Origin of the sequence: Streptomyces sp. NPDC003035 (genome assembly GCF_042888285.1) — a bacterium.
In the GTDB taxonomy this organism is placed as follows: domain Bacteria; phylum Actinomycetota; class Actinomycetes; order Streptomycetales; family Streptomycetaceae; genus Streptomyces.
This window is the reverse complement of sequence record NZ_JBIAPJ010000014.1, coordinates 1-12,646: the sequence shown is the minus strand read 5'-3', so window position 1 is coordinate 12,646 and position 12,646 is coordinate 1. Positions and strand designations below refer to the sequence as shown.

At 72.4% G+C, this 12,646-nt stretch carries 13 protein-coding genes; 10 read left to right on the top strand and 3 right to left on the bottom strand.

The annotated features are described in order from the left end of the window. Window positions 1-7: 7 nt before the first annotated feature. Window positions 8-628, bottom strand: coding sequence for an NAD(P)H-dependent oxidoreductase (locus ACFYV5_RS33355; protein ID WP_355108400.1), 621 nt, complete (start codon window positions 626-628; stop codon window positions 8-10). Window positions 629-707: 79 nt separating this feature from the next. Here ACFYV5_RS33355 and ACFYV5_RS33350 point away from each other — a divergent pair, with 79 nt between their 5' ends. The 3 genes from ACFYV5_RS33350 to ACFYV5_RS33340 all read left to right on the top strand — a co-directional run bounded on the left by ACFYV5_RS33350 (window position 708) and on the right by ACFYV5_RS33340 (window position 2,931). Further along, a complete protein-coding gene (locus tag ACFYV5_RS33350) occupies window positions 708-1,484 on the top strand; it encodes an aminotransferase class IV (RefSeq protein WP_389174920.1) in 777 nt (258 codons plus the stop codon). Between the two features lie 207 nt (window positions 1,485-1,691). After that, entirely contained in the window at window positions 1,692-2,198 is a 507-nt protein-coding gene (locus ACFYV5_RS33345; RefSeq protein WP_389174917.1) for a hypothetical protein, read from the top strand. Window positions 2,199-2,313: 115 nt separating this feature from the next. Next, window positions 2,314-2,931, top strand: a complete 618-nt coding sequence (locus tag ACFYV5_RS33340) for a class F sortase (RefSeq protein ID WP_389174914.1) — start codon at window positions 2,314-2,316, stop codon at window positions 2,929-2,931. Window positions 2,932-2,937: 6 nt separating this feature from the next. Here ACFYV5_RS33340 and ACFYV5_RS33335 read toward each other — a convergent pair whose 3' ends face one another. Then, the gene (locus ACFYV5_RS33335; protein WP_389174912.1) at window positions 2,938-3,717 is read right to left on the bottom strand and encodes a sulfite exporter TauE/SafE family protein; all 780 of its coding nucleotides are present in this window, start codon (window positions 3,715-3,717) and stop codon (window positions 2,938-2,940) included. A gap of 254 nt (window positions 3,718-3,971) precedes the next feature. Between ACFYV5_RS33335 and ACFYV5_RS33330 the strand changes: the two genes are divergently transcribed. From ACFYV5_RS33330 to ACFYV5_RS33305, 6 genes are all read left to right on the top strand, one after another. Further along, on the top strand, window positions 3,972-5,285 hold the full coding sequence (locus tag ACFYV5_RS33330) for an NAD(P)/FAD-dependent oxidoreductase (RefSeq protein ID WP_389174911.1): 1,314 nt from the start codon (window positions 3,972-3,974) through the stop codon (window positions 5,283-5,285). A 1-nt stretch (window position 5,286) separates the two neighbouring features. Next, window positions 5,287-7,836: a nitrite reductase large subunit NirB gene (nirB, locus tag ACFYV5_RS33325; RefSeq protein WP_389174908.1), complete on the top strand. Its 2,550-nt coding sequence runs from the start codon at window positions 5,287-5,289 to the stop codon at window positions 7,834-7,836. Between the two features lie 4 nt (window positions 7,837-7,840). Next, on the top strand, window positions 7,841-8,188 hold the full coding sequence (gene nirD / locus ACFYV5_RS33320) for a nitrite reductase small subunit NirD (RefSeq protein WP_355108387.1): 348 nt from the start codon (window positions 7,841-7,843) through the stop codon (window positions 8,186-8,188). A 37-nt stretch (window positions 8,189-8,225) separates the two neighbouring features. Next, window positions 8,226-8,810: a TetR/AcrR family transcriptional regulator gene (locus ACFYV5_RS33315; protein WP_355108386.1), complete on the top strand. Its 585-nt coding sequence runs from the start codon at window positions 8,226-8,228 to the stop codon at window positions 8,808-8,810. A gap of 130 nt (window positions 8,811-8,940) precedes the next feature. Further along, entirely contained in the window at window positions 8,941-10,494 is a 1,554-nt protein-coding gene (locus ACFYV5_RS33310; protein WP_389174904.1) for an MFS transporter, read from the top strand. A gap of 36 nt (window positions 10,495-10,530) precedes the next feature. Beyond that, window positions 10,531-11,292 carry an SDR family NAD(P)-dependent oxidoreductase gene (locus ACFYV5_RS33305; RefSeq protein ID WP_389174901.1) on the top strand — a complete coding sequence of 254 codons (762 nt, stop codon included), beginning with the start codon at window positions 10,531-10,533 and terminating at the stop codon, window positions 11,290-11,292. Window positions 11,293-11,305: 13 nt separating this feature from the next. Here the strand turns inward: ACFYV5_RS33305 and ACFYV5_RS33300 are convergent, their stop codons facing one another. Beyond that, window positions 11,306-11,716: a VOC family protein gene (locus tag ACFYV5_RS33300; RefSeq protein ID WP_389174898.1), complete on the bottom strand. Its 411-nt coding sequence runs from the start codon at window positions 11,714-11,716 to the stop codon at window positions 11,306-11,308. Between the two features lie 148 nt (window positions 11,717-11,864). On the opposite strand from ACFYV5_RS33300, the gene ACFYV5_RS33295 reads away from it, so the two are divergent. Then, window positions 11,865-12,449 (top strand): hypothetical protein, encoded by a 585-nt coding sequence (locus tag ACFYV5_RS33295; protein ID WP_389174895.1) that lies wholly within the window; start codon window positions 11,865-11,867, stop codon window positions 12,447-12,449. Window positions 12,450-12,646: the final 197 nt, after the last annotated feature.

Below are 12,646 nucleotides of genomic sequence, written 5' to 3'. Positions count from 1 at the left end.
CCCTTCCTCACGCGGCGTACGGGCGGCTGGACTTGGCGTCGCGCAGGGCGTGGGCCCACCAGGCGAGCTGGTCGAGCATCGTCTTGGCGGCGGCGTCGGGACCGGTGGGGTCCTTGTGGCGTCCGCCCTCCTCGAAGAGCCCCCAGGCGTTGTGGAAGGAGACGGTGTCGCGGACGGTGACGGCGTGCACCTCGGCGTAGACCTGGCGCAGTTGCTCGACGGCGCGCACTCCGCCGGCCATCCCGCCGTACGAGACGAAGCCGACGGGCTTGGCCTGCCACTCGGAGAAGTGCCAGTCGATGAGGGACTTGAGGGAGGCGGGGAAGGAGTGGTTGTACTCGGGGGTGAGGACGACGAAGGCGTCGGCGGCGGCGAGGACCGGGGAGACCTTGGCCAGTTCGGCGCGGACGGTCGCGTCGGGGTGGTGCGAGAGGGAGGTCGGCAGGTCGATGTCGGCGAGGTCGACGACGTCGACGGTGAAGTCGTCGCGTTCGGCGGTCCGGCCGAGCAGCCAGTCGGCGACGACGGGGCCGAAGCGGCCTTCGCGGTTGCTGGCGACGATGACGGCGAGCTTGAGCGGCGCGGAGTTGGCGGAAGTGGCGGAGTTCGCGGAGTTCGTGATGTCCATGCCGAGGATCTTTCTTCCTCAAGTTTGGTTGAGGTCAAGCGCCGATTTTTCGCGTGCGTACCGGCCCTACGGTGAAGGCATGACGACACCGCTCCCGCACATCGAGATCGACGGCTCCCCCGCCACCGACCCGGCCCTCCTCGCGAGCCTCCTGACCGGCTACGGACACTTCACCGCCGCCCAGGTGCGCGACGGCCGGGTGCAGGGCCTCGACCGGCATCTCGCCCGCCTCGACCGCGCCAACCGGGAGCTGTTCGGCGAGGGCGCCGACGGGGATCGCGTACGGGCGCTGCTGCGGAGCGCACTGGAGTCGGCGGGCCGCCGGGACGCGGCGGCGCGGGTGTACGTCCACCCGGACCTCGCCGGCGGCACCCGGACGGTGGTGACCGTGCGCGAGCCGTACACGCACATTCCGACCCCGCAGCGCCTGAAGTCCGTCGTGTACGGGCGCCCGGCGGCCCACATCAAGCACGTGGGGGGCTTCGGGCAGACGTACTACGGCGAGGCGGTACGGCGCGAGGGCTTCGACGAGGCGCTGCTGACGTCTCCGGACGGCGAGATCTCCGAGGGCGCCGTCACCAACATCGCGTTCTGGGACGGCACGTCGCTGGTCTGGCCGTCGGCGCCCTGTCTGCACGGCGTCACGATGGCCCTGCTGGAGGACCGCCTGGAGTCGGTGCGCCGCCGGGTCACCCTGGACGACCTCGGGGACTTCCGGGCGGCCTTCGTGACGAACTCCCGGGGGATCTCGCCGGTGTCGCACATCGACGGGTGGGACTTCGAGGTCGACGAGAAACTGATGGACCGCGTGCACACGGCCTACGCTTCGGTGCCGTGGGACGCGCTGGGGGACTGAGAGCGCCGCTCCGGAGGCCCGTCACCCATTCGGCACCGGGTGTCAGCTGACGCCTCGTAACCCGCCCCGACCTGCGCAAACGCCCGCCCGCCAGGCGACACACCGCACCGGACGGCGTAATTCTGATTCCCCATCAGCAGGCGCGGGGCGCGTCACGGCACTTACCTCGGTCCTACGGAAGACCGCTCGCGCGCCCCGGAGGACCCCATGCGCACCACTGCCCGCCTGCTCACCGGTACCGCGCTGACGGTCGCCGCGATCGGCGCCTTCGCCGCACCGGCGGCGTACGCCGGGAACTCCGAGGCGCTGGAGGTCTACCCCTCCTCCGCCACCCCCGGCACCACCGTCACCGTGAACACCCTCGCCTGCGGCAAGAACGGGCACGGCATCGGGGACGCGGACTCGCTCGGCGCGGGCGAGTTCCGGCTGAACCCGAGCACGCACAAGGAGGTCGTGGTCGGTCAGTTCACGGTCCCGCAGCACGCCAAGGCCGGCACGTACGGCATCAGCGTCGCCTGCGACAACGGCAAGACCGCTCGCGGCGAACTCGTCGTCCGGCACAAGGTCCCCAGCGGTCATGTCAAGACCGGTGTCGGAGGCAGCGTCGGCCCCGACACCGCCCAGGTCACGGCGGGCGCGGCGGTGCTGGCCGCGGCTGCCGTCGGCGGTACCTGGCTCCTGCGTCGCCGGGCGAGCGGCGCGCAGGGCCGCTGAGGGGCCCCGGGTTCTCCCGGGCTCCCTGGGCGTACCGCCCGCGTCCTGCCCCCGCCGCGCGCCCGCACGAGGCCCGGCGGGGGCAGGGCCATGCACTTTTCTCGAAGGAGGGACCGTGAGCAGCAGGAGCAAGGGCTGGGGCATAGCCGCCGCCGTGTGCGTCGGCCTCTGGCTCGTCCAGAACGGCTCGGAGGACGTCACCCCGCCGGTCCCGTCGGCCGCCGAGGCCTTCGCGGCCGGGCCGAACGCGCACACCGACGCCGCCGCCGACCCGCTGCCGCCCTCCGCGCCCGTCCGCCTGCGCATCCCCGAGATCGACGTCGACACGCCCATGACGGGGCTCGGGCTGAGCGCGGACGGCACGCTCGACGTGCCGCCGGCGGACGACCGCAACCTGGCCGGCTGGTACGAGGACGGCCCGCCGCCCGGTGCCCGGGGCACCGCGATCGTCGCGGGCCATGTCGACAACGCGAAGGGCCCCGCCGTCTTCTACGCGCTCGGCGCGCTCAAGAAGGGCAACAGGATCGAGGTGGACCGGCAGGACGGCCGTACCGCCGTGTTCACGATCGACGCCGTCGAGGTGTACGAGAACAAGGACTTCCCGGACCAGAAGGTCTACGGGGAGAAGGACCGGGCCGAGCTGCGGGTGATCACCTGCGGCGGCGGTTTCAGCGAGAAGTCCGGCTACCAGGGGAACGTGGTGGCCTTCGGCCACCTCATCGGGGTGCGCTGAGACCCGTCAGCTCCACTGGTCGAAGGCGAGCTTCGCGACCAGCGAGAAGACCACGAACAGCAGCACCCCGCGGACGAACTCCGAGCCCTTCTTCAGGGCCATCCGCGCCCCGATCATCCCGCCGGCCAGGTTGAAGACCGCCATGACGGCGGCGAGCTGCCACAGGACGGTGCCCTGGTAGGCGAACATCGCGAGCGCGCCCGCGTTGGTGCAGACGTTGACGATCTTGGCGGTGGCGGAGGCGGTCACCAGGTCGAGGTGGAGCACGGCGGTGAGCGCGAGGACCAGGAACGTGCCCGTCCCGGGTCCGAAAAGCCCGTCGTAGAAGCCGATCCCGCCGCCGACCAGCACGATCGCGGCGACGACACGGGCCCGGCCGACGGGCGCCCTGTCCTCGCCCCGGGCCCCGAAGGACGGCCGCAACATCACGAAGGCGGCCACGCCGACCAGCACCACCATGATCACGGGGCGCAGCACGTCGCTGCTGATCCCGGCCGCGAAGAAGGCGCCGGCCATGGACCCGGCGAGGGCCGCGAGCCCGATCCGTACCGCCGTCCTCACCTGCACCGGGGCCTTGCGCACGTAGGTGACGGCGGCGCCGGAGGTGCCGACGATCGCGACGGCCTTGTTGGTCCCGAGGATGTGGGCCGCCGGGACCTGCGGGAGCCCGAGCAGCAACGCGGGCAGCAGCAGAAGCCCTCCTCCGCCGACCACGGCGTCGATCCAGCCGGCCACGAGTGCGGCGACGCAGAGCAGGACGAGCGTGGTCAAGGAGATGTCGGGCATGGTCGCGAGCCTAGGGAGACGATCGGTGCGCCGTCCATCGATCTCGGGAGACTTGAGCTACGTCTGAGGTTGCGCAGGTCTCCACCCGTCGGCGCGGGTCGGCGCCGGTCTCCAGCAGTCGGCGGAGGTCGGCGCGGGTCGAGCCTCACACCCGCGCGCCTCACACCGCGAACCCCCCGGATCTGAGATCAGCGTTCCGCGCGGGAAACAAACGGGATGCCGTCGGGTAACACCCACCCCGCACTCTTCGAGACATGAGTACACGGATCGTGGTGGTCGGAGGCGGAACGGCGGGCGCCCGGCTCGCCCAGCGCCTGCCGGTCACCCTCCTCGGCGAAGAGCCGCACGCACCGTACAACAGGGTGCTGCTCGCGGACGTCCTCGCCGGGCGGTACGCGCCCGAGGTGATCGCGCTGCCCGCCCCGCAGGAGCCGGTGCGGCGCGGGGTGCGGGCGGTGCGGATCGACCGGGCCGCCCGGATCGTGGAGTGCGAGGACGGGACGGCGGTCGGCTACGACCGGCTGGTCCTGGCCACCGGCTCCAACCCGGTGCTGCCGCCGCTGCGCGGCCTGCGCGGCTCGCGGCTGCCGTCGGGCGTCCACCCGTTCCGTACGCTCGACGACTGTCTGGAGCTGCGGGCACTCCTCCGGCCCGGCGTCCGCGCGGTCGTCATCGGCGGCGGGCTGCTGGGGGTCTCCGCGGCCCGCGCGCTGGCGGCGCTCGGCGCCGAGGTCGTGCTCACCCAGCAGGGCGAGCGGCTGATGGAACGCCAGCTGGACGCCCATGCCTCGGAGCTGCTCCGCGAGCATGTCGAGGCGCTGGGCGTGGAGGTGCACACCGAGTGCCGGGTCAGCGGCCTGCGCCAGGAGGACGGCGCGGTCACGGCCGTGGAACTCGCCGACGGCTTCGTGCTCGACGCCCAGGTCGTGGTGCTGGCCTGCGGGGTCAGGCCGCGTGTCGGTCTCGCCCGGGACGCCGGTCTGGACGTCCGCAAGGGCATCGTCGTCGACGACGAGCTGCGGACCTCCGACCCGTACATCCACGCCATCGGCGACTGCGCCGAGCACGACGGCCGGGTGTACGGCCTGGCCGGGCCGGCCCTGGAACAGGCGGACGTCCTCGCGGACGTGCTGCGCACGCAGGCCGCCGTGCCGTCCGTTGTGGGCAATCGTTCCGCTGGGGCGGAACGGGTGGGCACAACGGGCGGCGCCCTTGCGGGCGCCTCCGCCCCGGGCGGTTCGGTACCCACGACGGCGGTCCCCGGATCCACCCGGCCCCACTACACCGGCACCCGGGCCCTGACCCGGCTCACGCTCGGCGGTCCGGTCTCGCTCGACCTGGCGTCCTTCGGCGAGGCCACCCCCCTGCCCGGCGACGACGTCGTGCAGCTGACCGACGCCACGCGGCGCGCCTACCGCAAGGTCGTCGTCCGCGGCGACCGCCTCGTGGGTGGCGTACTCCTCGGCGATCTGGCCGCGGTCGGCACGCTCGCCCGGGCGTGGGAGGGCGACGAGGCCCTTCCCGACGCTCCCCTGCTCCACCTGCTCACCCATGACGGAGGCTCCTGAGATGTCGACCATGCCCGTGCACACCCCCACTGTCGTCCTGGTCGGCCACGGCATGGTGGGCCAGCGTTTCCTGGAGGCGCTGGCGGACCGCGGCGTCACCGAGCGGGCGCGGGTCGTCGTGCTCTGCGAAGAGCCGCGCCCCGCCTACGACCGCGTCCAGCTGACCTCGTACTTCTCCGGCCGCACCCCCGACGACCTGTCGATGGTCGAGGACGGCTTCATGGAGAAGCACGGCATCGAGCTGTACGTCGGCGACCCGGCGGAGACGATCGACCGCGACGCCCGTACGGTCACCGCGCGCTCCGGACAGGTCTTCGCGTACGACACGCTCGTCCTGGCCACCGGCTCGTACCCCTTCGTTCCCCCGGTCCCCGGCAAGGAGGCCCGCGGCTGTTTCGTCTACCGGACGATCGAGGACCTGCTCGCCATCGAGGAGTACGCGAAGACGGCGACGACCGGCGCGGTCGTCGGCGGCGGTCTGCTCGGTCTGGAGGCGGCGGGCGCGCTCAAGGGGCTCGGGCTCGACACGCACATCGTAGAGTTCGCGCCCCGGCTGATGCCGGTGCAGGTCGACGAGGGCGGTGGCGCGGCGCTGCTGCGCACGATCGAGCAGATGGGGCTGAGCGTCCACACCGGCACGGGCACCCAGGAGGTCGTGACCGAGAACGGCGCGGTCACCGGCATGCGCCTCTCGGACGGTTCCGAAGTGGCGACGGACATGGTGGTCTTCTCCGCGGGCGTACGGCCCCGGGACCAGCTCGCCCGCGACTGCGGTCTGACCGTCGGCGAGCGCGGCGGCATCGCGGTCGACGCGCACTGCCGGACCTCCGACCCCGCCGTGTACGCGATCGGCGAGTGCGCGCTGGCCACCGACGGCCGGGTGTACGGCCTGGTCGCGCCCGGTTACGAGATGGCGCTGACGGCGGCGGCGGTGATCGCCGAGGAAGCCGACGAGAACACGGCCGGCTTCACCGGTGCCGACATGTCGACCAAGCTGAAGCTGCTCGGTGTGGACGTGGCCTCCTTCGGCGACGCGCACGGCACGGCCGAGGGCTGCCTCGACGTCGTCTACTCCGACTCCCGCTCCGGGGTCTACAAGAAGCTCGTGGTCGACGGCGAGGGCGTGCTGCTCGGCGGTGTCCTGGTCGGCGACGCCGACTCGTACGGCATGCTGCGGCCGCTCACCGGCACCGTGCCGCCGGTCTCGCCCGAGCAGCTGGTGCTGCCGGCGGGCGCGGGCGCGCCGGTCGCGCTGGGCCCGTCCGCGCTCCCCGACGACGCCGTCATCTGCTCGTGCCACAACGTCACCAAGCATGCGATCACCCAGTGCTCGACGCTGCCCGAGGTGAAGAAGTGCACCAAGGCCGGTACGGGCTGCGGCAGTTGCGTGAAGCTCATCGGGCAGCTGCTGCCGGAGCCGAAGGACAAGGGGCTGTGCGCCTGCTTCTCGTACACCCGCAGTGAGCTGTACGAGATCACCCGCACGCTGCGGCTGACCTCCTTCGCCGAGCTGCTCGACTCGCACGGCCGGGAGGCTGCGCGCGGCGGTGAGGGCTGCGAGATCTGCAAGCCCACCGTCGCCTCGATCCTGGCCAGCCTCGCGCCGACGATCGGTGCGGGCGGCTACATCCTCGACGGCGAGCAGGCGTCCCTCCAGGACACCAACGACCACTTCCTCGCCAACATGCAGCGCAACGGCTCGTACTCGGTCGTCCCCCGCATCCCCGGCGGTGAGATCACCCCGGACAAGCTGATCGTGATCGGCGAGGTGGCCCGGGACTTCGGGCTCTACACCAAGATCACGGGCGGTCAGCGGATCGACATGTTCGGCGCCCGGGTCGAGCAGCTGCCGGCGATCTGGACCCGCCTCGTCGACGCGGGCTTCGAGTCGGGGCACGCGTACGGGAAGTCGCTGCGCACGGTGAAGTCCTGCGTGGGACAGACCTGGTGCCGCTACGGCGTGCAGGACTCGGTGAAGATGGCGATCCAGCTGGAGCTGCGCTACCGGGGCCTGCGCTCCCCGCACAAGCTCAAGTCGGCGGTCTCCGGGTGCGCGCGCGAGTGCGCGGAGGCGCAGTCAAAGGACTTCGGCGTCATCGCGACGGCGAGCGGCTGGAACCTGTACGTCGGCGGCAACGGCGGCGCGACCCCGCGCCACGCGGACCTGCTCGCCCAGGATCTGTCGGACGCCGAACTGGTGCGGCTGATCGACCGGTTCCTGATGTTCTACATCCGTACCGCCGACCGCCTGGAGCGCACCTCGACCTGGCTGGAGCGGCTGGAGGGCGGCCTCGAGCACCTCAAGGACGTGGTCGTGCACGACTCGCTGGGGCTCTGCGACGAGCTGGAGGCCCTGATGGCGGCCCACGTCGAGGACTACCAGGACGAGTGGGCCCAGACCCTGGACGACCCGGACCGGCTGCGCCGCTTCGTGTCGTTCGTGAACGCGCCCGAAGCGCCGGACCCCTCGGTGAAGTTCGTGCCCGAGCGGGACCAGATCAAGCCGGACCTGACGGTCCTCACCATCGGAACCCGCCTGGAAAGGGTCTGAAGCCATGAAGCTCGAACTGTCTCCGTCGCCCGACACCTGGATGCCGGTCTGCGAAGAGTCCCGGCTGACGCCGGGCCGGGGCGCGGCCGTGCTGCTGCCCGACGGCCGGCAGGCGGCGCTGTTCAAGGACCGGTCGGGGCGCGCGTACGCGATCGACAACCGGGATCCCTTCACCGGGGCGCAGGTGCTGTCGCGGGGGCTGCTCGGATCGGCGGACGGCCGGCCGTTCGTGGCCTCGCCGCTCCTGAAGCAGCGCTTCGACCTGGAGACGGGCCGGTGCCTGGACGACGAGGAGGTCGCGGTGGCGGTGTATCCGGTCCGTGTCCACGAGGGTGCGCTCCACGCGGTGTAACTTGACCGCGCGTTCCAGATAGTTCTACGGTGAGGGCGTGGCCAGGACCAAGGAGTTCGATCCGGACGCCGCGCTGCAGGCAGCATTGGAGCTGTTCTGGCGGCGCGGTTACGAGGCGACGACGATGTCGGACCTCGTCGAGCACCTCGGGATCGGCCGCGCCAGCATCTACGCCACCTTCGGCAACAAACACCAGCTGTACATGAAGGCGATGGACTGCTACCTCCGCACGCGTGACCCGCTGATGCTGGAGGAGCTGTCCGCACCCGGACCGGCGCTGCCGCCCGTCCGGGCCCTGGTCCGCCGCTTCGCCGAGGAGGCGGGGACGGACGAGGTCCGCCTGACCGGCTGTTTCATCACCAACTCGGCGGCCGAACTGGGGCCGCACGACGGGGCGGTGGCGCGGCGGGTGGAGTTGAGCTGGGAGCAGATCGAGACCCTGCTGCACGCCTCCCTCGCCCGGGCCCGCGCCCAGGGGGAGCTGCCCGGGGACCGCGATCCGCAGGCACTGGCCCGGATGCTGCTCGTTCTGATGCAGGGCATCCGCCTGGTCGGCAAGGCGTCGAGCGACCCCGCGAGGGTCCGCGACGCGGCGGAACAGGCGCTGTCGCTGCTGGACTGAGAGCTGGATCGAGACCCTTCGCGAAGGGCGCCACACGGCGCCCTTTTCTTGGGCCTTCATATTGGAACGTACGGTCAAGAAAGTGGGGGCGGCCGCGATGCCGAAGTCGACACCAGAGGCAGGGACGGGCATGGCCCGGGCCACGGACGGCAGGCCCGCCGGGGCGGAGGCCGGACTCGGGCCTGGGCCTGGGCCTGGGCCGGCGCCCCGCCACGGGCCCGAGCGCGGAACCGGGTCCGGGGCCGGGGCGCACCCCGCCGGGGCGCCTCGCGCTCGGCGCGAGGCCGACGGGCGGTCGGTCGACGCGGCCGACGAGACCCCACCCCGTGAGGGGTACCCCCTCACCCGGTCCGCCGCCCGCCAGGGCTTCGCGCTGCTCGGGGCCGTACAGGTCACGCTCATCTTCACGCTCGCGTCGATCGCCGTGCCCCTGCCCCGCATCGGCTCCGAACTAGCGCTTGACCGCGCCCAGTTGATCCTGCTCAGCGCCGCCTACGGGCTGACCTTCGCCGGGCTCCTGCTCTTCGGCGGTCGGCTCACCGACCGGTACGGCGGCCGGCGCGTCCTCACCGCCGGACTCCTCGCCTTCGGGGCCGCGTCCGCCCTGGCCCCGCTCGCCCCCGGGTACGAGGCGCTCCTCACCGCCCGGTTCGCGCAGGGCGTCGGCGCGGCCCTCGTCGCGCCCGCCGCCATGGCGGTGCTGCGGACCCTGTTCCCCGAACCCGCCGCGTACGGACGGGCGATGGCGACCTGGGGCGGCCTCTCCGTCCTCGGCGCCACCGCGGGCAATCTGCTCTCCGGCGTCGTCTCCGCCCTGACCGACTGGCGCTGGGCCTTCGCGGTGCCGGTCGTCGTGACCGTCCTCGCCCTCGCCCTCGGGCCGCGCCTCCTCCCCCGCACCCCGCCGGGGCCCGGCCGCACCCTCGACCTGCCGGGCGCGCTGCTCGCCACCGCCGGTATCACGCTGGGCAGTTACGGACTCGTCCGCACCGACGCCCATCCCTGGAGCTCGGCGGCCGTCCTGCTCCCGCTGCTGGGCGGACTGGTTCTCCTCGCCGCCTTCGCGGCCGTCGAGCGGCGGGCCGGGGACCCGCTGCTGCCGCCCGGCTTCCTGCGCGACCGCCGCCGCGGCATCGGCCTCGCCGCGATCGCGCTCACCGCGGCGGGCACGGCCACCGTCTTCGTCCTGCTCTCGCTCGGTCTCCAGCAGGAGCGCGGCTACTCGGCGCTGCTCACCTCGGCCGCCTTCGTCCCCTTCGCCGCCGCCCTGCTCACCGCGGGACGGCTCACGGGCCCGCTGATCGGGCGGTACGGCCCCGGGCGGGTCACCGCCGCCGGCCTCGCGACGGGGGCCTGCGGGCTGGCGCTCCTCGCCGCGACGGGGCTCGACCCCGCCGTCCCGTACGCCTCCGGCCTGCTGCCCGGCCTGCTCCTGCTCCCGGCCGGCGCCGCCGCCTCCTTCGCGGGGGCCGCGGTCCTGGCCACCGACGGCGTACCGCCACATCGCGCGGGGCTCGCGGGCGGCGTTCTCAACACGGCCATGGAACTCGGCCCGACCGTCCTCTTCGCCGTGCTGCTCACCATCGGGAGCGACGCCTCCTCGCTCGCCGCGACGGCCGTCGGCTTCGCCGCCCTGGCCGTCCTGGCCGCCCTGACCACCGCACCGACCACTCGTACCGCGTAACGACGTTCGTTTCTCTCACCAGGAGTTGTCATCACCATGTCCGCACGCTTCACGCACAAGACCGTCCTCGTCACCGGCGCCGGCACCGGGCTCGGCCGGGCCATCGCCCTCGCCTTCGCCGCCGAGGGCGCGAAGGTCGTCGTCTCCGGCCGCAGCGCGGCCACCCTCGACGAGACGGTGTCCCTGATCGAGGCCGCGGGCGGCACCGCGGCCGCCGTCACCGCCGATGTGGCCCGGGCCGAGGACGTCCGTCACCTCGTCCGCCGGACGGTCGAGATCTTCGGCGCCCTCGACGTCGCCGTGAACAACGCCGGGATCTTCCGAGGCGGGGCCTCCGCCGCCGACTTCCCGCTGGAGGACTGGCAGGCGCTGCTCGACACCAACGTCACCGGCGTCCTGCACTCGCTCCAGGCCGAGATCGCCCACATGCGCGCCCACGGCGGCGGCTCGATCGTCAACATCTCGTCCAACCTCGGCCCGCACGTCCGCATCCCGGGCGTCTTCGGCTACCAGGTCTCCAAGGCGGCCGTGTCCGCGCTCACCCGCGCCGCCGCCCGCGACCACATCGCCGACGGCGTCCGGATCAACGCGGTCAGCCCGGGCGCCTCGGAGTCCACGATGTCGCTGCTGCCCGGCGAGACCGAGGCCGAGCGAGAGGTACGGATGAAGGGACAGTCGCCGCTCGGCCGTATCTCGGCGGCCTCCGAGGTGGCGGCGGCGGTACTGTACCTGGCCTCGGAGGACGCCGGCTCGGTCGTCGGCACCGACCTGGTGATCGACGGCGGCGTCTCCGCCTGACCCTCCGCGGGGCTCAGCCCTGGACGGCCGCCGGGTCCATCCACATGACCTCCCAGTGGTGGCCGTCCGGGTCGGTGAAGGAGCGGCCGTACATGGTGCCGTAGTCCAGGGGCTCCTTCGCCGCCGAACCACCGGCGGCGAGGGCCCCGTCCGCCAGCTCGTCGACCTTCTCGCGGCTGTCGGCGCTCAGCGCGATCAGCACCTCGGTCGTCTTCGTCGCGTCGGCGATCTCCTTGCCCGGCTTGGTGAACTCCTTGAACTTCGCCTCGGTCAGCAGCATCGCGAAGATCGTGTCGCTGATGACCAGGCAAGCGGCGGTCTCGTCGCTGAACTGCGGGTTGAAGGAGTAGCCGAGCTTGCCCCAGAAGGCCTTCGAGGTCTCCAGGTCCTTCACGGGCAGGTTCACGAAGATCATCTGCGTCATGGTGGTCACTCTCCCCTGTGGTTCGTCCGTGTCGTGTGCGCATTCAGGAGGTAAGACGGCGGGGCCGGGCGGAACTCATCGGTGCTGCGGCATCTTTCTCGAAGAACCGTCCGAGGCACCTCACCACGGTTCACGCTAACGTCGAACCGTGAGCCCCGCAGGCAGGAAGATCACCGAGAAGCTCTCCGACACGGCCCTCGCCGCCGCGACCGGCAAGGGCTGGGCCGACTGGTTCGCCCTGCTCGACGCCTGGGGCGCGACGGAGCGCGGGCACACCGAGATCGCCCGCCACCTGGTGGAGGCCGAGGGGGTGAGCGGCTGGCACGCCCAGTCGATCACCGTCGGGTACGAGCAGGAGCGCGGGATGCGCGCCGTCGGGCAGTCCTCCACCGGCGACTGGCAGGTGAGCGCGAGCAAGACGGTCAACGCCCCGGCCGCCCGCTGCACGGCCGCCTTCGCCGACGAGGAACTGCGTCGCCGCTGGCTCCCGGAGGGCGAACTGGAGGTGCGCACCCACCGGCCGGGCACCTCGGTGACGGCGGACTGGGACGGCGGGACGAGCCGGATCGAGGTCTATCTGACGCCGCGGGGCGACGCGAAGACCCGGATCGGGCTCGGCCACACCAAGCTCCCGGACGCGGACGCCGTCGCGGCCTACAAGGACTTCTGGCGCGAGCGCCTGGCCGGGCTCAAGACGCTGCTGGAGTCGGAGGAGCAGTCCTCCACCGGCTGAGCGTGTCGCTCTCCTCGTCGTACGTGAGCCAGGTGCCGTCCCCGAGGGGCCGGGCGAAGCCGTCGACGGGCCCCGTGGGGTATTCAACTGCTCGTTCTTTTCTGTGTATTACTGCGTTCTGGTGTGTGGGGGTGAGCGTAGGTCTTGGTGGGGCGGTTGGGTGTTCGGGGTGGGAACGGGTGACCTTTTCCGGTGTC